Genomic DNA, 19,141 nt, shown 5'->3' with positions numbered 1-19,141 from the left:
CTTTCCTACCATCGAATCAAACGACGCGGGCGACCGGAATGCCCCGCAACCTGGCGATTTGGGGCAGCTGAGCTAATCGGATACTCTTTCCCAGCACCGAGAAATCGGGGCCGAGTCCGAGTGGCGGAATGGCAGACGCGCTAGCTTGAGGTGCTAGTGTCCTATTAACGGACGTGGGGGTTCAAGTCCCCCCTCGGACACTCTGTGTTGAGACAGACAGGAAAAGCTCCGGTTCATCGAACCGGAGCTTTTCTCGTAATTGGCGAAGTTCCCGAACGAGGGAACAGTCCGCGCGAGCGGCGATCGAGATGGAACAGAAGTTCGAAGTGGATACAGACACCAAGAAGTCGGATGCACTGCAGGCAGATTCGCTGGAAACAGCCGATTCAGAATCTGCTCGAGCCGAACTCACCGGACTCGACCCCGCAGAACTCGAAATCTGCTTGAAGGTCCTTTCCGAAGCCGCCGAACTCGACGACGAGCATCCCGACTCGATCACCATGCAGCGCGCTGTCGGCCATCTGTTCAAGCGACTCAAGAAGAAGCGCCGCCTCGCTTCGCGCGCAGCCGTCAACGAAGCCGACCGCCAAGTGGTCGCCGCGACGGCCACCGGTTCACCCGATCGCATCGACGACGAAACCGCCGGCATTCCGATCAAGTCGAACACCGCAGGCGCTTCCGCCGGCACGCTCATCAAGGCGCGGCCGTGCTACATCTGCAAGCAGCGCTACACCGCAGTCGACGCCTTCTACCACCAACTGTGCCCCGATTGCGCTGCCACCAGCCGCAGCAAACGTGACGCCAGCACTGATCTGACCGGCCGACGCGCACTACTCACCGGCGGCCGGGCGAAGATCGGCATGTACATCGCGTTGCGCCTGTTGCGTGACGGTGCGCATCTGACCATCACGACGCGATTCCCCAACGACGCGATCCGCCGCTTCAAGGCGATGGAAGACAGCAACGACTGGATTCATCGTCTGCGCATCGTCGGCATCGACCTCCGCGACCCCGCCCAAGTTGTTGCACTCGCGGATTCTGTTGCCGCACAGGGCCCGCTCGACATCCTCATCAACAACGCCGCACAAACAGTTCGACGCTCCCCCGGTGCTTACGGCGCTTTGGTGGACGCCGAGTCCGGCGCACTGCCTGCCGGTGAACTGCCCGATGTCCTCACCTTCGGCAAGACGAGCGACGCTCACCCCGCTGCTCTGGCTGGATCGCTGTCGGACGTCGCGAGCATCACCTCCGGAAATCTCTCGGCCGACGCGGTCAGTTCGCTCGCTCTCGTCGCCAAGTCGGCTTCGCCCGATCGCATCGAGCAGGGCATCGCCATCGATGCCGGCGGACTACTGCCCGACCTCGCGCACACCAACAGCTGGGTTCAGACCGTCGAAGAGGTCGATCCGATCGAGCTTCTCGAAGTCCAACTCTGCAACTCGGTGGCGCCCTTCATCCTCGTTTCGCGCCTGCGCCCGTCGATGGCCGCTGCCGCTGCACGACGCAAGTACGTCGTGAACGTTTCCGCCATGGAAGGCCAGTTCAGCCGCGCGTACAAGGGCCCAGGCCACCCGCACACCAACATGGCCAAGGCAGCACTGAACATGCTGACCCGCACCAGCTCCAAGGAAATGCTCGACGACGGCATCCTCATGACCGCCGTCGACACCGGCTGGATCACCGACGAACGCCCGCACTTCACCAAGATGCGTCTGGCCGACGAAGGTTTCCACGCACCACTCGACCTCGTCGACGGTGCAGCCCGCGTCTACGACCCCATCGTTCAGGGCGAGCTGGGCGTCGACCTGCACGGCTGCTTCCTCAAGGACTACAAACCCTCGCCGTGGTGATGGGCGGCACCTAGGCGCCCCGATGTGGCGATCTCGTCACCCCCAAACTCCCGTGTCAAGTAGCTCAATTCAGGTAGAGCACAGCATTGCAGGCGATAATGGAGCCGACACTGCTCACCGACTCGGAGGAACCATGACGATCGCCGTCGTACACAAGGACAGCCCGGAAGGCCGCGCCGCAATAGTGGCCGCTGCACGGGAATCCGTGGGTCGAAGCGAAGAACTGCTGGTTCTGCACGTCCTGGACGACGTCAACATCGGAGACACCGTCAGCATCGGAAACACCGAGGATGATCGGGCCGCTCTTCGCGGCGAGATTCAGGCGGCGCTCGACGCCGGTGGATTCTCGGAGACGAAGTGGGATCTGCGCACCACCGAGCACGACGGCGATCCGGTGACCGCGCTCGTCAACCTGGTGCACGGCGCGGGTGTCGATCTCCTGATCGTCGGAACGCGCCGGATGTCCCCCATCGGCAAGTTCCTGCTCGAACGCCCACTGCAGCGCCTGTTGCTCGAAGTCGAGGCTCCGATCCTCGTCGTCAAGGAACCCCTCCCCGCCGAGTGACCGCGGTCACATCACTTTCCGGTACTCGTTTGTAGGCTGGCTCCATGACTGGAACCTCGCCCGCCCGAGAACTCGACATCATCGTCTACGGAGCGAGCGGCTTCGTCGGAAAGCTACTCGCCGACTACCTGGTCAAACACGCGCCCGAAGGCACGAAGATCGGCCTCGGCGGCCGCTCACTCGAGAAGTTGGCAGCCACCCGCGCGGATCTGGGTACCGCCGCTGCCGACCTCCCCCTGATCATCGCCGACGCCGACGACGCCACAGCACTGAAGGCACTCGCCCAGCGAACCCGGGTCGTCGCCACCACGGTCGGTCCGTACGCCAAGTACGGGCACGCTCTTGTTCACGAATGCGCTGCCGCCGGAACTCATTACGTCGACCTCACCGGCGAGGTGCTGTTCCACCGCGAGAGCATCGACGCCAACCACGTCCTGGCCGTGTCGACCGGTGCCAAGATCGTCCATTCCTGCGGATTCGATTCCATCCCTTCCGATCTCGGAGTTCACGTCCTGCACGAGAAGGTCGTCGCCGACGGCGCCGGCGAACTCACCGACACCACCCTGGTGGTCACTGCGCTGCGCGGAGGCGTGAGCGGTGGCACGATCGATTCGCTTCGCAACCAGATCGACGTGTCGAAAGACGATGCGCGCCTGCGGAAACTCGCCGCCTCGCCGTACTCGCTGAGCCCCGATCGTGATCGGGAGCCCGAACTCGGACGCCAGAGCGACGTGAGCGTGGTCGATGGCACGAAGATCGATCCTTCACTGAAGGGGTGGAAGGCACCGTTCGTGATGGCGTCGTACAACACACGAGTCGTCCGTCGCAGCAATGCGCTCCGAGAGTGGGCGTACGGCAAGAAGTTCAAGTACAGCGAGGTAATGAGCGTCGGCTCTTCCGTCGTGTCTCCGGTGATTGCGGGCGGAGTGGCGGTCGGTCTCGGTGCGCTGGTCGCCGGACTCGCCCTTCCGCCGACGCGCTTCCTTCTGGACAAGGTATTGCCTGCTCCCGGAGAGGGCCCGAGCGAGAGCACCCAGAAGAAGGGTCATTTCACGCTCGACGTGTTCACCACGACCACGACCGGCGCTCGATACACATCACGAGTGAAGGCGAAGGGCGACCCGGGATACAGCGCGACGGCGGTGATGCTCGGCGAATCTGCGTTGTCGTTGGCGAAGGACCACAAGGACCTCCCACAGGCCACCGGCGTCCTGACCCCCGCGACAGCGCTCGGCGACGTCCTGGTCGAGCGTCTGCGCAAAGCCGGTTTCGAGATTTCCGCGCGCAAACTCTAGACAGAACGAATTTCACTTGATCGTTTCAGCTCTTCGCGCCCGATTATCGCAGCTCAGGGCGCGGACAGCGGTGGGAATACTCCCAGGTAACATTGATGTTGGTTCATGGCATCCATATGTGGTGCTCCGCTTTCGGAAAAGTGAGGCTATTCATGACTGAGCGCGTTCAGGTCGGCAGTCTTCAGGTTGCCAAGGTTCTCTACGACTTCGTGGTCGAGGAGGCTCTTCCCGGCACCGGTGTAGACGCCGAAACGTTCTGGGCCGGCGCCGACAAGGTCATCACCGAGCTCGCACCGAAGAACCGCGACTTGCTTGCCAAGCGTGACGATCTGCAGGCTCAGATCGATCAGTGGCATCGCGATCACGCCGGCGCTCCCATCGACGCCGCCGCGTACAAGGCGTTCCTGCAGGAAATCGGCTACCTCCTGCCGACGCCTGCCGAATTCTCGGTCACCACCGCGAACGTCGACACGGAGATCACCTCGACGGCCGGCCCGCAGTTGGTCGTCCCGATCCTCAACGCGCGCTTCGCACTCAACGCGTCCAACGCCCGCTGGGGTTCGTTGTACGACGCGCTGTACGGCACCAACGCCATCTCGGAGGAGAACGGCGCCGAGAAGGGTTCCGGCTACAACAAGGTCCGCGGCGACAAGGTCATCGCCTGGGCGCGTGAATTCCTCGACGCTGCAGCACCTCTCGCGTCGGGATCGCACGCAGATTCAACCAAGTACATTGTCGACGGCAGCGAACTGAAGATCACGTTGGCAGACGGCAGCGTCACGACGCTCGCCCAGCCGGAGAAGTTCGTCGGCTACCTCGGCGAGAAGGACGCACCGACGAGCATCCTGCTGCTCAACAACGGATTGCACGCCGAGATCCAGATCGACGCGTCCTCCCCGATCGGCAGCACCGACGCCGCCGGTGTCAAGGACGTCGTTCTCGAATCGGCCGTCACCACGATCATGGACTTCGAGGACTCGGTCGCCGCTGTCGACGCCGACGACAAGGTTGTCGGTTACCGAAACTGGTTGGGCCTCAACCGCGGTGACCTCTCCGAGGAGATCAAGAAGGGCGCCAAGTCCTTCACTCGTACGCTCAACGGCGACCGTAAGTACACCGCCGTCGACGGCAGCGAACTCAGCCTGCACGGTCGTTCACTTCTGTTCGTCCGCAACGTCGGTCACCTCATGACCAACCCCGCGATCCTCGACGCCGACGGCAACGAGGTTCCCGAGGGCATTCTCGACGCTTTGATCACCAGCACCTGTGCAGTCCACGGCCTCTCGATCAGTGACGCCAACGGCCCGCTCGACAACAGCCGCACCGGCTCGATCTACATCGTCAAGCCCAAGCAGCACGGTCCCGAGGAAGTTGCCTTCACCACCGAACTGTTCGGCCGCGTCGAGCAGGTCCTCGGGCTTCCGGAGAACACGCTCAAGGTCGGCATCATGGACGAGGAGCGTCGTACGACGGTCAACCTCGCGGCCTGCATCAAGGAAGCCGTCGACCGCGTGGTGTTCATCAACACCGGCTTCCTCGACCGCACCGGCGACGAGATCCACACCTCCATGGAAGCCGGCGCGATGGTGCGCAAGGCCGAGATGAAGAAGCAGAAGTGGATCGGCGCCTACGAGGACTGGAACGTCGACACCGGACTGGCCTGCGGCCTGCAGGGCAAGGCGCAGATCGGTAAGGGCATGTGGGCCATGACCGAGCTGATGGCGGACATGCTCGAGCAGAAGATCGGCCACCCCAAGGCCGGCGCAAACACCGCGTGGGTTCCTTCGCCGACCGGCGCAACGCTGCACGCGACGCACTACCACCGCGTCGACGTGTTCGCTGTTCAGGACGGACTGAAGGGCAAGCCGCGCGCGAGCGTCGACGACATCCTGACCATCCCGCTCGCTCCCAGCACCGACTGGACGGACGCGGAGAAGAAGGAAGAGCTCGACAACAACTGCCAGTCCATCCTCGGTTACGTCGTCCGCTGGATCGACGCCGGCGTCGGCTGCTCCAAGGTTCCCGACATCCACGATGTCGCGCTCATGGAGGACCGCGCCACCCTGCGCATCTCGAGCCAGCTGCTCGCCAACTGGCTGCGTCACGGCATCGTCAGCGAAACCGACGTCGTGACTGCGCTCGAGCGCATGGCCCCGGTTGTCGACCGTCAGAACGAGGGCGACGCCGAGTACCGCAACATGGCACCTGATTTCGATTCCAACATCGCTTTCCAGGCTGCCAAGGAACTCATCCTGGAAGGTGCGAAGCAGCCCAGCGGATACACGGAGCCGATCCTGCATCGCCGCCGCCGCGAGTACAAGGCTGCCAACGCCTGATTTCACCTTCTTCGAACTCGAAGCTGAACCCGAACAGCCTCGGCACCGCTCCCGGTGTCGAGGCTGTTCGCGTAGGCCGCGAAGTTTCGTCACTAGACTGGCCGAGGACACAGTCCGTTCAACAGACATTCTTCGAGTGACCAAGGTAGGGCAAGGTACGTGGGCGAACATCGCGGCGGGTCAGGCGCCAGAGGTATCAGTAAGGGGCCGATTCTCGTCGTCGTGCTGATCGTGTTGATCGTGGCAGGCTTCTTCGGATGGAAGGCCCTCAGCAACCGGATCGACGATCAGGGACAGCAGGCAGCCGGTACGTGCGTCGAGGGCAACAAGACACTCGACGTCACCGCGGATCCGTCCATCGCCCCACAGGTCGAGGAACTGGCGAAGCGGTACACCCAGACCTCGCCGGTGGTGCGTGATCACTGCATCGCCGTCGTGGTGCACGGTGCGCCGTCCGCGTCGGTCTCGACGGCACTCGAAGCCGGTCCGGCGGCCCCCTGGGACGACGCAGCATTGGGACCGCGTCCCTCCCTGTGGATCCCGACGAGTTCGTTCGAACTCGCGCCGTTGGCCGGCAAGGCCGTGATCAACGGTGATCCTCGCTCGCTTGCGAGTTCCCCGATCGTTCTGGCAGCCGGTCCCGAGACCGCGGCAGCATTGGCCGGCGCAGCATCGAGTTGGAAGTCTTTGCCTTCCGATCTGACGGTCGCCCTGCCGGTCGGAAGTACCGAAACCTCGATGGCTGCACAGGCAATCGCTGCCGACGTCGACGATGCGGGTGCCGGTCCGGTCACGACGGATCAGGCGAAGTCCGCTCAGGTCAACGCCGCACTCAGTGCGCGGGCGTTGCAGTTCCAATCCTTGCCGACTCCCCCCTCGTCCACCGCCGAAGCCCTCGGAGCACTGAGCGCCGGAACTCCGGATTCGGTGAAAGCCGTTCCGGCCACGGAACAGTCGATAGCGCAGAGCGCGAACGCGGCGATGACGACGTACTCCCCCGCCGGCGCAACGCCAGTCGCGGACTATCCGGCGGTAATCGTCTCGGGCAGCGGGATCGACGAAACCGCGTCGCGCGCAGCGGCACAGTTTGCCGATTTCATGCGTGAGCCGAATCAGTCACAGTTGTTCGTCGGCGCCGGTTTCCGGGTCGAGGGCCAAGGCCTTCCCGATCTCGGGGCGGTGTCCCCGGCCAAGATCTCGTCCACGTTGAAACCGGCTTCGGCCGAAACCGCAGCGATGCTCGGTGACATCGTCGCCAACCCGGTCTCTCCGCGTAGTGCCACCATCCTGATGGACACGTCGGCGTCGATGGGTACCGACGACGGTGGCAATACCCGCTTGGCGAACATTGCTGCGGCATTGAATACTCAATTAGGTCGCAGCCCTGACGCGTCCGACATCGGCCTTCGCGAGTTCAGCACCAACACGGACGGAAGACCGTCCGAGCGCATCCTGGTTCCGGGTGGTTCACTGTCCGAACCGAATCGGCGCGCCACGATCACCGATTTCCTCAACGGGCTTCGCTCCGGCGGAAAGACCTCCAGGTATCCGGCGCTTGCCAGTTCGTACAAGGCTGCGGTGGACGGTTTCGACGCGGGACGGGTCAACTCGGTGTTGCTGATCACCTCGAGTACACCTGACGAATCCACTACGACGCGAAGCGAATTGCTCAGTGCGATCGCCGCTGCGGGCAATCCGTCGCGTCCGGTACAGGTCGACGTGATCGTCGTCGGTGCGGGCAACGACGTCTCCACGCTCCAAGACGTGTCGGACAGGACGGGCGGAACATTGGTTCGCGTCGATTCGACGTCCGACCCGGCACTCGCCGCCGCCGTGACGAAGATGCTGTCCTGATGGGGCGCGTTGCGGTTTTCGCGGTTCTCCTCGCTCTTCTGACGTGGTTCCTGCACCGCAGGCTCGTTCGTGCCACGGGCATGCCGAGACGATGGGCTCGCCTGGCAGACACTGTGCTCGTCGTCTTGGCGGTCTCGACGCTCATCGGGGTCGGCAGCGGCGAAGTCTTTCCGACGTCGTGGGCGCGACCGATCGGGTTTCTCGGATGGATGTGGCTGGCCTCGTGGCTGTACCTGATTCCAGGACTGCTCGTGATCGGGCTGTTCGCCGGGATCAGTCGTCTGCGTGCACGCCGCACGGACACGACCGCCGAGGTCGACCCGTCCAAGCGTCGTACGTTGCAGTTGGCCACAGCGGCAGTCACTCTCGCGGCGTTGGGCACCGCCGGGTACGGCGTCTACGAGGCGTCGAACCCGAAGGTCTCCCGAATTCGGGTGCGCCTGGCACGACTGCCCGAGGGCTTCAACGGATACCGGATCGCCCTGATCACCGACCTGCACGTGGGTCCGGCCCGCGGGGTCGACTTCACTCGTAAGGTGGTCGAGATCGTCAACGCGCAGAACGTCGATCTGATTGCGATCGGCGGGGACCTCGTGGACGGCACCGTCGCGAAAGTTGCACCCGATCTTGCTCCGCTCGCCGATCTTCGGACGCCGGACGGAATCTTCGGAGTCAGCGGCAACCACGAGTTCTACGCCGACGACGGCGGCAAATGGCTCGACGTGTGGGAGACATTGGGGATCACCACACTTCGCAACAGCCGCACCTCGATCCAGCATGGCGGCGATACCATCGACATCGTGGGCATCCACGACTACACGTCGCCGGCCCCGTACGAGCCGAATCTGACAGCCGCCCTCGCGGGCCGCGATCCGAATACGTTCGCCTTGCTTCTCGCGCACGAACCGCGCCAGGCGATCGAAGCGTCCGAGATGGGTATCGATCTGCAATTGTCCGGGCACACCCACGGCGGGCAGATGTGGCCGCTGCGCTATCTCGTTCCGTTGCAGCAGCCGTCAGTGCAGGGTTTGGACAAGGTCGGCAGCACCGTGCTGTACACGACGCGTGGCGCCGGGGCCTGGGGCCCTCCGGTACGCGTCGGCGCACCGCCGGAGATCACCGTTCTCGAACTCGTACGCGAGAGGGGATGATCTCCGGCGGGCACACGCCTTAGTTGCCCGCGAACGCTTCGATCGGCGGGCAGGAGCAGACCAGGTTGCGGTCGCCGTGTGCACCGTCGATACGACGCACGGACGGCCACACCTTGGGGCGAGCCTTGCCACGCGGGAAGACTGCGATCTCACGCGAGTACGGGTGATCCCACTGCGCTGCAATGCTTCCGGCGGTGTGGGGAGCACCGCGAAGCGGGTTGTCCTCCACCGTCCACTCGCCGGCACCGACGCGATCGATCTCGCCGCGTATGGCGATCATCGCTTCGCAGAACTCGTCGATCTCTTCGAGGTTCTCGCTCTCGGTGGGCTCGACCATCAGTGTGCCGACCACGGGGAAGCTCATGGTCGGGGCATGGAATCCGTAGTCGGCCAGACGCTTTGCCACGTCGTCGACGGTGACGCCGGTGTCCTTGGTCAACCCGCGCAGATCGAGGATGCACTCGTGCGCGACCATGCCGTTCTCACCGGTGTAGAGAACCGGGAAGTACTCGTCGAGTCGACGCGCGATGTAGTTTGCCGACGCGATGGCGGTCAGGCTGGCGCGGCGCAGGCCCGCAGCTCCCATCATCCGGATGTAGGTCCAGGTGATGGGCAGGATGGACGCACTGCCGTACGGCGCTGCCGAGATCGTGCCTCTACCACCGAGTTCGGGGGCCATCGGGTGTCCGGGCAGGAACGGCGTCAGGTGTGAGCGCACACCGATCGGGCCGACGCCGGGTCCGCCGCCGCCGTGCGGGATGCAGAAGGTCTTGTGCAGGTTCAGGTGGCTGACGTCGCCGCCGAAGCGTCCCGGACGAGCAAGGCCGACAAGCGCGTTGAGGTTCGCGCCGTCGACGTACACCTGGCCGCCGGCGTCGTGTACCGCTGCGCAGATGTCGGAGATCTCGTGTTCGTAGACACCGTGGGTGGACGGGTAGGTGATCATGATCGCAGCGAGGCGCTCGGCGTGATCGGCGATCTTCGCACGCAGATCGTCGACGTCGACGTCACCGTTGGGACGGCACGCGACAACCTCGACGCGCATCCCGGCCATGACAGCCGAAGCCGCGTTGGTGCCGTGAGCACTGGAGGGAATCAGGCAGGTGTCGCGGTGATTGTCGCCGCGACTGAGGTGGTAGTTGCGGATGGCGAGCAAGCCCGCGTACTCCCCCTGGCTGCCGGCGTTGGGCTGGAGGCTCACGCTGTCATAGCCGGTGACCGCGACCAGCCAGTCTTCGAGATCCTTGATGATCTTCAGCAGACCGGGCGCATCCGACGTCGGCGCGAACGGGTGAATCGCGTTGAACGCGGGCCAGGTGATGGATTCCATCTCGGCTGTCGCGTTGAGCTTCATGGTGCACGAACCCAGCGGGATCATGCTGCGATCGAGCGCAATGTCCTTGTCGGACAGCGCGCGCAGGTAGCGGAGCATAGCCGTTTCCGTACGGTAACGGGTGAAGGCTTCGTGCTGCAGGTAGTCGGAGGTGCGCTCCTGAGCAGCGGGAACCGAGTTGCCCTCTGCTTCGATGGCAACAACAGCGTCTTCGATGCCGAAGGCGTCGAGCACTGCGAGGACGTGATCGGCGGTGGTGGCCTCATCGCAGGAGATGCCGACATGATCGGCGTCGACCAGGCGCAGGTTGATCCCGGATTCCTTGGCCGCAGCGACAACGTCGGCCGCCTTGCCCGGAACCTGCGCCAGCACGGTGTCGAAGAACGAATCGTGGACAACGGTCACGCCGCCTTCGCGCAGGCCGTTTGCCAACGCGTGTGCGCGAGCAGCGACGCGCAACGCAATCGCCTTGAGCCCCTCGGCGCCGTGGTAGCTCGCGTACATCGCAGCGAGGATGGCGAGGAGCACCTGAGCGGTACAGATGTTGGACGTCGCCTTCTCGCGGCGAATGTGCTGCTCACGAGTCTGCAGTGCGAGGCGGTATGCCTTGTCTCCGTCGGCGTCGATCGAGACACCGACCAAGCGGCCGGGTAGCTGACGCGCATGCTTGGAGTGCACGGCCAGGTAACCGGCGTGCGGTCCGCCGTACCCCATGGGAACACCGAAACGCTGGGTGGTGCCGAAGCACGCGTCCGCACCGAGTTCGCCCGGCGAGGTGATGAGCGTCATCGCAAGGAGGTCGGCGCCGACGGCAACCAGTGCGCCGCGCTCGTGAGCCTGCGCGATGATCGAGGTGTAGTCGACGACCCGTCCCGAGGCTCCGGGAATCTGGGCGATGACGCCGAAGAAGTCACCTTCGGGAAGACCAGCGGTGAGGTCTGCGGAGACGATCTCGATGCCGAGCGGCTCGGCGCGAGTCTCGATGACGGCGAGGGTCTGCGGGTACAGATCGGCGTCGACGACGAATCGCGGGGACTTGCTGCGGTTCGCGCGGCGCAGGAGCGTCATGGCTTCGGCGGCTGCGGTGGCCTCGTCGAGCATCGACGAGTTGGCCAATTCCATGCCGGAGAGATCGGCGACCATGGTCTGGAAGTTGAGGAGGGCTTCGAGGCGGCCCTGGCTGATCTCCGGCTGGTACGGGGTGTACGCGGTGTACCAGGCCGGGTTCTCGATGATGTTGCGCAACAACACAGGCGGCGTCAACGTGTCGAAGTATCCGAGGCCGATCATCGACGTCGCGACGGTGTTCTGGGCGGCGAGAGCGGTCAGTTCGGCGAGTGCCTCGTGCTCTCCGACCGGCAGCGGAAGAGCGTCGAGGCCGGCAGCGATGCCGTCCGGTGCAGCGTCGAGGATGGCGGAAGGAACGGCCTTGGTTGCCAGTTCGTCGAGTGAATCGACCCCGACAAGTTCGAGGATGCGCGCGAGTTCCGCGGCGTTCGGACCGACATGGCGGTCGGCAAATATACGGCTTGCAGCGTCGATCACGACAACTCCCAGACAGATCGGAGGATCAGGACACACACCGACCTGCGGTGTGTTCCTCCCCCTCTGTCGCATGCTCGATTCCCGAGCGCCTGAGAGATTCGGTAGTGACCCGCCAATCGACGGAAGCCACAGCCTTTCCCCGTCGGCGGGTGGGTTTTCCCACCGCTTTCCAGAGGCGTCGGAGCCCGTACGGTCCTTGGTGCCTGAGAGATTGACGGGGAGGTATTGCTCCTTCGGCGCCCTGATCCCGCTCACACTGGCCTTTGAAACAAACGCTGCAACAAACACTGCAACAAAGACAAGTTCGGTGAATCGGTATCCGAGGCTCTCCCGTACGCCGGCGACGCAGGCCCAGTCTAGTAGACCGAGGCGCCTACCTGCACCGTGGCATCCTCCAAAGAGATGTGACGTACGTTATCCGGTTTTGCGGCTGGCGCGATTCTTGCGTCGTGAGGCCAACTCGTCCTCCGGGTTGGGATCACTTTCACCGCCGTCGGCGCGCTCGGCCGGGAAGTCGGCGATGGTTCCGGTGAGTTCACGCATGGCGCCGCTGACCGCGATGCCGAACACGCCCTGCCCACCTTGAAGAAGGTCGACGACCTCTTCGGGAGACGTGCATTCGTAGACGGTGGTGCCGTCGGAGAAGAGCGTGATGTTGGCAAGATCGCGCACGCCGCGCTTACGCAGGTGATCGACGGCAACGCGGATGTTCTGCAGCGAGATTCCGGTGTCGAGCAGACGCTTCACGATCTTCAGGACGAGGATGTCCTTGAAGGAGTACAGACGCTGGCTACCGGATCCGGCAGCGCCGCGGATGGACGGCACGACCAACGACGTCCGTGCCCAGTAGTCCAGCTGGCGATAGGTGATCCCGGCAATCTGGCAAGCACTGGGTACTCGGTATCCGACCAGATCGTCAGGAATGGAGTCGTCCGGGAACAAGCCGGGCTGCAGCTCTTCGGAAGACAACTCTGCAGTCGGATCGGCACTACCGGTTATGCCCGTTCCGCGCTCATTCGACTGTTCTTCCACTGCCGTCTCCCTCTCGCTTCGCCATCATGTAACCAACCTGTGCTATCAGCAGTCACGAGAATCCCGTGCCGACCGAACTTTCAGATGTGAATCCAAGGCAGGTAATTCCATGAGTGGACTTACCCAGAGTACGCCTCGATCGACAAGGCGAGAAGATCTCCACCGCACGCAACGGTAGGACCAGGAGGGTGCGCGGTCAACGCAACACGCCGACCGAGACTCAACCTCTACTTGAGAGTTGAAGACTAAAGTCCGCAACCAGTCAAAACAGGCTAGCCATCAGTGGCTTTGAAATCGTCCGGCGAGATGGTGTCGAGGAATTCCTTGAACTTCTCGACCTCGTCTTCGCGCTCGTCGGGAATGACGAGACCGGCTTCGGCGAGAACGGCCTCCGACGCGAAGATCGGAACGCCGATTCGCAAGGCCAACGCAATCGAATCCGACGGACGTGCCGACACTGTGGTCTGCTCGTCGAAGACCAGATCCGCGTAGAACGTGCCCTCTTGCAGGTCCACGATCCGCACTTCCTTGAGACTCCGACCGAAGGATTCGATCAGAATCTTGATCAGGTCGTGAGTCAGCGGACGCGCCGGCTCAACTCCCTGTTGTTCGAGAACAATCGCGGTAGCTTCGGTTTGCCCGATCCAGATCGGCAGGTACCGATCGCCGTCGGACTCCCGCAGCAACAGGACCGGCTGATTCTGAGGCTGCTCGACACGAACTCCGATCACACGCATTTCGCCCATCGAGCTTGCCTCCAACCTGACGTGATCCAGTCGACCGACTCCGATGCGGTCGTACTGAAATTCTATTCGAGTGAGCCCCGCTGATCGAGGAACTCAGCGATCGAGACTTCCCCGAACCGCCGATTTGACCAGACACGTGTGCAAAGTCAGTGACAGGGCAGCCAGTTCCCGGACCATTTCCTCGGCGCGATCACGCGCTCCAGCATCACGACCCTTGGCAACCGGTCCGGCGATTTGTGTCACCAGTCCCGCTTCGCGGTCAGCAGCCAACTTGAACGCCCGCAGATGGCGGACCTCCAAGCCGTACTCGGACATCGCTTTCGCGGTACGCGCCAATGTCACGGCGTCCTCGTCGAAGAATCCCGCCGCGCCGGGAACGACCAAGCCGGTGCGGATCAGATCGGTCAGAAACCGATCGTCGATGTCGGCGCGCGCGAGAAGATCCTGACGACCGACTCGAACCTCGCGGTCGACACGGAAAGCTTCCGGCGAGACATCGCCCGTAGCGATCGACAGGACGCGCGCACGACGAGGCGGAGGAACTTCCGCACTCACCGTCGCCGCGCCGCTGTCGATCGCTTCGAGCTGTTCTTTGATCACTTTGAGCGGCAGGTACTGATCGCGTTGAGCGGTCAGCACGAAGCGAAGACGCTCGCAGTCCTCCACGGAGAATCTGCGGTATCCCGACGGTGTCCGTTGTGGGCTGATCAAGCCCTCGGACTCGAGGAAACGGATCTTCGAAATCGTCACGTCGGGAAAATCTGGACGCAACCGATCCAGCACGGAACCAATCGACATTCCGGGCTGGCTCTGCTGCCGCACTGCCGTCATTAGCTACCCGCACCTGCTGACGACTCGCCGACCTGCGAACCGCCGGCACGAGGGCCGGTGAGGAAAACCAGGCGGAACTTGCCGATCTGAACCTCGTCACCGTTCGCGAGAACTGCCGAATCGACAGGCTCACGGTTGACGTAGGTGCCGTTGAGGCTTCCGACGTCGACGACGTGGAAATCTGCATCTTCCTGACGGAACTCGGCGTGACGACGGCTGACGGTCACGTCGTCGAGGAAGATGTCGCTGTCCGGGTGCCGACCTGCCGACGTCGTCGGCTGATCGAGCAAGAAGCGGGATCCTGCATTCGGTCCCCGCTTGACCACCAGAAGTGCGGCTCCGGCGGGAAGACCTTCCACGCCCGAAACCGGCTGCTCGGCGGCCGGTGCTGCAGAGGAGGTGTTGTCGAGCTCATTGAGGAAGTCCGCACGGAAAACCGAAGTGGTCTCCGCCGGCGACTCCCCATAGCCCGCGTCGTTACCGTTCTCGCTCACTGTTTCTCCTCCTGGGTCAATCATCCAGATCATGAATCACTGGACTACGCAGTGCACTTTCTTCACGAGCATCTTTCACAGTCACGTTCGATACGGCCCTGCGCCCCGACTCGGCACATGCGTACCTAACGACCGTACCCTGCGCAGACCGCCGTGTGCAGCGAGACAGGCCGCGACACAACACGAGTTGGCCGGTCCACGCGTAGGTTTTCTACTCGGACGTCAGTCCGTTGTACGCCTCCGCGTCCAGAGTTGCCGCGAGTGCGGCATCGAGTGTGGCTTCGTCGGCAACCTCGAGCTCGACCAACCAACCCTTGTCGTACGGATCGGTGTTGACGAGGTCAGGCTGTCCGTCCAATTCACCGTTGGCTGCAAGAACTTTCGCAGTGAACGGAGCAAAGATGTCGGAGACGCTCTTGGTCGACTCGACCTCACCGAGCGATTCACCGGCGGTCACGTCTTCGTCGACAGCGGGAAGCTGGACGAACACGACGTCACCGAGCTGCGACTGAGCAAAGTCGGTGATACCGACTCGAACTGAGGTCGGGCCGGTCCGCTTCACCCACTCGTGCTCCGCGGTGTAGCGCAGATCGGTAGGTGTATCGAGCTCACTCACAGTGGCTTCCTTTCACAGGCCGTCCGAAAGTCGGACGCAAAAGATCAATTTCCAGGTTGAGCGTATTGGCGCGGATTCAATTGTCGCAAGACGGAGATCGTGACCTGCTGCGATTGCTCGACCGAGGAAGTTCCGCCGTTGCGTGCGACGTTGTCGAAGACGCCTCCGGGGATGTTCAACGCTGCTGCCAACGTCGGCGGATCCCCGATCGCGGTCACAGTGTACGGCTGCTCGATCCGGGTTCCGTCCAATTCGATTTCGCCGCCGCGCCCACTCACCCACGAGTTCACGCCGATACGAATGGGTTCGCCGCTAGCACCTGCGATCGAGATGGCTTCGGCACCGGCAGCACGCAATTCCTGGATGAGATCGAGAATCACTTCGGAGCCGACGCCGCCCGCCGGATCTGTCAGGGTCATCGTCACACCCGGTCCGGTAGCAGGAGCGGTCCCCACTTGAATGGAGAGCGAGGTCAGCCGCGCCCGCGCCTCGTCCAACGCTGCTCCGGTGTTGCCGCCGGCTTCCAAAGTGGCAAGCGATTCCTGAAGATTGGCAACTTCCTGCCTCAGCGCGGCTTCGCGCCGATTCAAGTTGTCGAGAACGACAAGGAGGTCGGCAGGGCGCGCGGCGTCGAGTGAATCTCCGGCCACGGTGCTACGTACCTGTGTGGCAATCGCGACACCGAGCACACCCAGGAGCACGGCCGCGAGGATGGCGAAGACGACGTTGGTGCGGTGTTTCGACGGTGAACGCAGTTCGTGCCGACCTTCACTCGCGGTGGTGACGGGTGGTTCTTCGGGTTCGGTCGTGGAGTGTTCCGCCATGACTCACGCTCCGAACAGTCGGCGTCGCAATGCCGCTGCGTTGCCGAAGATCCGGATACCCAACACGACGACGATCGCCGTCGAGAGTTGAGTACCCACACCCAACTGATCACCGAGCCAGACGATCAACGACGCGACAAGCACGTTGAAGACGAAGGAGACCACAAACACCTTCGCGTCGAAGATCTCGTCGAGATACGCGCGGAGTCCGCCGAAGACGGCGTCGAGCGCCGCAACGACCGCGATCGGAAGATACGGCTGGATGACGTCGGGCACCTGCGGGCTGAAAACGACGCCCAGGACGATGCCGACGACCAGTGCTGCGAGTCCGTACAGGGCGGAACCGGCCTTCATCGAACTCCTTCTGTCACTTGGGTTCTGTGGGTTCTGTTGCCACCCGGACGGCGCGCGGCGTCGCGGGTGGCAGTGTCAACGAATCGTCCTCGGCCACCGCGAAACCGACTCCGTACAGTTGCGAGACGCTCGACATTCTCACGTAGGCGTCGCTGACGACGAACTCTCGCTGCAGTGCGCGCGTGTCGCCGATCGCCTCGACGCGGTAGGGCGAGAAGACAGGTTGGTTGTCGACGAGCATCGCGCCGCCGGCCTGACGGATGGTCACCGTCGGCCCGATTCGCACGCCGCCGACGGCGATTGCCTCCGCGCCTCCCGCCCACAGCGCGTTGACGACGGTTTGCAGATCTCGATCGAGGACGACGGTCTTGCCGCCGACGCTCCGCTGCGACGCGTCCGAGAGGTTCGGGCGTCCGGCCGGGTCCGTCAGCGTCACCACCAGTCCCTCACCGTGGACAGCGTCCGCCCCGGCACCGGATTCGACCGCGCGCAGTTGGTCGAGGACGGCGCTGCCGCGTGCATCGCCTTCGAGCGCCACGCCGCGGGCCGCGTCGACGTCGCCGCCGAGCGAATCACGGGAGGCAGCCAGCGAATCGATTCGATCCTCCGCGTCACGGACCTTGGCCACTAGTTCGCTTCGAACTTCTTCGGTGCCGGTCACCTGCTTTGTCGCCTGAACTGCGGAGACCGTGACGATGAACCCGATCAACAGTGCGCCGAGGGCCAGCCACGGCCCGGTCTTCGAGGACGTGTTCTTGGTGTGCTCGTGTTGGCGTTCGAATGCAGTTGCTTCGTAGCCCGGGTCGAGATGTTCGGTCATGAGCGACCGAAGCAGCGACGGTACCGGGTTACGACGGACGTCCTCCCCGGTCGACTTCATCGGGGCACGACCTCGTGCGTTCGCGCCACGTCGACGGCCTTGAGCACGTAGATCGCTGCAGTCCACACGTACAGGACGGTTCCCCAGATCAGGAAAGCGAAACCGAAGGCATGGGTGAACGGTCCGATGGCCCAGTCTCCGTGCCCGGCAAGGATCAGCGGCAGCGCGAACATCAGCAGGAAGGTCGCGGCTTTACCGAGATAGATGACCTCGGGTGGCGGCAGTCCACGTCTGCGGTAGATCGGCAGCGTCAACGCGAGCAGAAGGTCTCGGCCGATGAGTATCGCCGCAACCCACCAGGGAATGAAATCGCGGGCGACGAAGGTGACCAGCGTCGTCACGACGTAGAGGCGATCGACCAGCGGGTCGAGTAGCGCTCCCAGACGCGAGGTCTGTCCGAGCACCCTGGCCAGCTTGCCGTCGAGCCAGTCGGTGAACCCGCTGAGCATCAGCAGCGCTAACGCCCACCCGTCCGAGTGTGTGACGAGCAGCAGGTAGGCGAACAGCGGAAGGGCGAGTAGACGCACGATACTGAGCACGTTGGGAACAGTGAGAATCCGATCCGTGGGGATCGGTTCTTGTTCGCCAGAGTTCACTGCACACACCTCGCGTCGTTCGATTGCCGTGCGGTCAGCTTTCCACAGCGGGGCGCACTATTCGCCGAGGCACCGAAGCCCGAACGACCCCGAGCGTGTCGAGCTGCTCTCATCGCCAGGCGAACACCGGCTGTTCGAGGTTGTCGATGCGGGTGTGCCGGCCGTTCAACACCTCGCGGAACTGATAGATGACAGCTCCGGTCGGCGCATGGATCAGGCTCGTTCGGAACGGCCACTGGATCACCGGGTTGGGTGATTCCTCGATGGTGACGAATCGCGAGTCCACGTCGAGCTCCTCCGCCGTCACGGCGTACACCTGTGCCACCTCCTCCGGATTGGGTACCAGTCCCCCGACGTCCTCGCCGGACCAGACGACAAAAGGACGGATCACGAATCCCGAACGGGTGACGTAGTCGTCGAGTCGGCCGATGATGTCCGACTCAGGAACTTCGACGCCCAACTCCTCGGACAGTTCCCGAAGCGCTGCTTGTTCGGACGTCTCACCCGGATCGACGCTTCCGCCTGGCAACGCGAACTGACCGGGGTGAGCTCGCATCTTGCTGGGCCGCTTGGTTACCGGAAACACCGGTGTCCCGTCCGCGTTCCGCATGACGACGATGACCACCGACGCAGAACGCCTTCCGTCCAATTCGACCGATCGAGGTTCGAAAGCGGCAAGCGAAGTGACAACGTGGTCCCGATTCAGTAAATCTCCGTTCACCATGGCTCGACAGTAGCGCCACGAGTCCGAGACCCCCAGTCAGTCTGGTCCATTTTGACCGCTTCGCCTGATTATCGGTCGGTATTCCTGTCATGCTGAACAGGCAGAATCCACCGTG

At 63.4% G+C, this 19,141-nt stretch carries 17 protein-coding genes, 1 tRNA gene and 1 riboswitch; of the genes, 7 read left to right on the top strand and 11 right to left on the bottom strand.

Translation table 11 applies throughout. The annotated features are described in order from the left end of the window. The first annotated feature begins 114 nt into the window (after nucleotides 1-114). The 7 genes from ACFQ6H_RS20695 to ACFQ6H_RS20665 all read left to right on the top strand — a co-directional run bounded on the left by ACFQ6H_RS20695 (nucleotide 115) and on the right by ACFQ6H_RS20665 (nucleotide 9,051). Nucleotides 115-200 (top strand) — tRNA-Leu (locus ACFQ6H_RS20695). A 108-nt stretch (nucleotides 201-308) separates the two neighbouring features. Beyond that, nucleotides 309-1,850: an SDR family NAD(P)-dependent oxidoreductase gene (locus tag ACFQ6H_RS20690; RefSeq protein ID WP_074447104.1), complete on the top strand. Its 1,542-nt coding sequence runs from the start codon at nucleotides 309-311 to the stop codon at nucleotides 1,848-1,850. A 133-nt stretch (nucleotides 1,851-1,983) separates the two neighbouring features. Further along, the gene (locus tag ACFQ6H_RS20685) at nucleotides 1,984-2,415 is read left to right on the top strand and encodes a universal stress protein (RefSeq protein ID WP_378532889.1); all 432 of its coding nucleotides are present in this window, start codon (nucleotides 1,984-1,986) and stop codon (nucleotides 2,413-2,415) included. A 44-nt stretch (nucleotides 2,416-2,459) separates the two neighbouring features. Further along, nucleotides 2,460-3,710, top strand: coding sequence for a saccharopine dehydrogenase family protein (locus ACFQ6H_RS20680; RefSeq protein WP_378648274.1), 1,251 nt, complete (start codon nucleotides 2,460-2,462; stop codon nucleotides 3,708-3,710). Between the two features lie 152 nt (nucleotides 3,711-3,862). Continuing rightward, on the top strand, nucleotides 3,863-6,046 hold the full coding sequence (locus ACFQ6H_RS20675) for a malate synthase G (RefSeq protein WP_378648272.1): 2,184 nt from the start codon (nucleotides 3,863-3,865) through the stop codon (nucleotides 6,044-6,046). A 159-nt stretch (nucleotides 6,047-6,205) separates the two neighbouring features. Continuing rightward, entirely contained in the window at nucleotides 6,206-7,900 is a 1,695-nt protein-coding gene (locus ACFQ6H_RS20670; protein WP_378648270.1) for a hypothetical protein, read from the top strand. Beyond that, nucleotides 7,900-9,051 carry a metallophosphoesterase gene (locus tag ACFQ6H_RS20665; RefSeq protein ID WP_378648268.1) on the top strand — a complete coding sequence of 384 codons (1,152 nt, stop codon included), beginning with the start codon at nucleotides 7,900-7,902 and terminating at the stop codon, nucleotides 9,049-9,051. The genes ACFQ6H_RS20670 and ACFQ6H_RS20665 overlap by 1 nt, the downstream gene beginning before the upstream one ends. Nucleotides 9,052-9,070: 19 nt before the next feature. On the opposite strand, the gene gcvP is transcribed toward ACFQ6H_RS20665, so the two are convergent. From gcvP to ACFQ6H_RS20610, 11 genes are all read right to left on the bottom strand, one after another. Further along, complete coding sequence (gene gcvP, locus ACFQ6H_RS20660) at nucleotides 9,071-11,929, bottom strand: aminomethyl-transferring glycine dehydrogenase (protein WP_378648266.1); 2,859 nt, start codon at nucleotides 11,927-11,929, stop codon at nucleotides 9,071-9,073. Nucleotides 11,930-11,982: 53 nt separating this feature from the next. Further along, nucleotides 11,983-12,112, bottom strand: a riboswitch (glycine riboswitch). Nucleotides 12,113-12,343: 231 nt separating this feature from the next. After that, nucleotides 12,344-12,928 carry a MerR family transcriptional regulator gene (locus ACFQ6H_RS20655; protein WP_378631307.1) on the bottom strand — a complete coding sequence of 195 codons (585 nt, stop codon included), beginning with the start codon at nucleotides 12,926-12,928 and terminating at the stop codon, nucleotides 12,344-12,346. 305 nt (nucleotides 12,929-13,233) lie between these two features. Further along, nucleotides 13,234-13,707: a bifunctional nuclease family protein gene (locus ACFQ6H_RS20650; RefSeq protein WP_003946194.1), complete on the bottom strand. Its 474-nt coding sequence runs from the start codon at nucleotides 13,705-13,707 to the stop codon at nucleotides 13,234-13,236. 93 nt (nucleotides 13,708-13,800) lie between these two features. Further along, nucleotides 13,801-14,538, bottom strand: coding sequence for a MerR family transcriptional regulator (locus ACFQ6H_RS20645; protein WP_378648264.1), 738 nt, complete (start codon nucleotides 14,536-14,538; stop codon nucleotides 13,801-13,803). Next, entirely contained in the window at nucleotides 14,538-15,032 is a 495-nt protein-coding gene (gene garA / locus ACFQ6H_RS20640) for a glycogen accumulation regulator GarA (RefSeq protein WP_003946166.1), read from the bottom strand. Before garA ends, ACFQ6H_RS20645 begins: the two co-directional genes overlap by 1 nt. Nucleotides 15,033-15,243: 211 nt before the next feature. Beyond that, nucleotides 15,244-15,648 (bottom strand): glycine cleavage system protein GcvH, encoded by a 405-nt coding sequence (gcvH, locus tag ACFQ6H_RS20635; RefSeq protein ID WP_317552772.1) that lies wholly within the window; start codon nucleotides 15,646-15,648, stop codon nucleotides 15,244-15,246. A gap of 44 nt (nucleotides 15,649-15,692) precedes the next feature. Further along, nucleotides 15,693-16,472 carry a DUF881 domain-containing protein gene (locus tag ACFQ6H_RS20630; protein WP_378648262.1) on the bottom strand — a complete coding sequence of 260 codons (780 nt, stop codon included), beginning with the start codon at nucleotides 16,470-16,472 and terminating at the stop codon, nucleotides 15,693-15,695. Nucleotides 16,473-16,475: 3 nt separating this feature from the next. After that, nucleotides 16,476-16,826 carry a small basic family protein gene (locus ACFQ6H_RS20625; protein WP_003946178.1) on the bottom strand — a complete coding sequence of 117 codons (351 nt, stop codon included), beginning with the start codon at nucleotides 16,824-16,826 and terminating at the stop codon, nucleotides 16,476-16,478. A 13-nt stretch (nucleotides 16,827-16,839) separates the two neighbouring features. After that, a complete protein-coding gene (locus tag ACFQ6H_RS20620) occupies nucleotides 16,840-17,706 on the bottom strand; it encodes a DUF881 domain-containing protein (protein ID WP_378648260.1) in 867 nt (288 codons plus the stop codon). Continuing rightward, nucleotides 17,703-18,302: a CDP-alcohol phosphatidyltransferase family protein gene (locus ACFQ6H_RS20615; RefSeq protein WP_378446087.1), complete on the bottom strand. Its 600-nt coding sequence runs from the start codon at nucleotides 18,300-18,302 to the stop codon at nucleotides 17,703-17,705. The genes ACFQ6H_RS20620 and ACFQ6H_RS20615 overlap by 4 nt, the downstream gene beginning before the upstream one ends. Nucleotides 18,303-18,411: 109 nt before the next feature. Next, nucleotides 18,412-19,026: an NUDIX hydrolase gene (locus ACFQ6H_RS20610; RefSeq protein ID WP_378648258.1), complete on the bottom strand. Its 615-nt coding sequence runs from the start codon at nucleotides 19,024-19,026 to the stop codon at nucleotides 18,412-18,414. Nucleotides 19,027-19,141 lie beyond the last annotated feature (115 nt).

It is taken from the genome of Rhodococcus sp. NPDC056506 (assembly GCF_042794945.1).
GTDB lineage: Bacteria > Actinomycetota > Actinomycetes > Mycobacteriales > Mycobacteriaceae > Rhodococcus_F.
The sequence above is the reverse complement of the archived record's forward strand: the minus strand, read 5'-3'. Positions and strand labels throughout refer to the sequence as shown.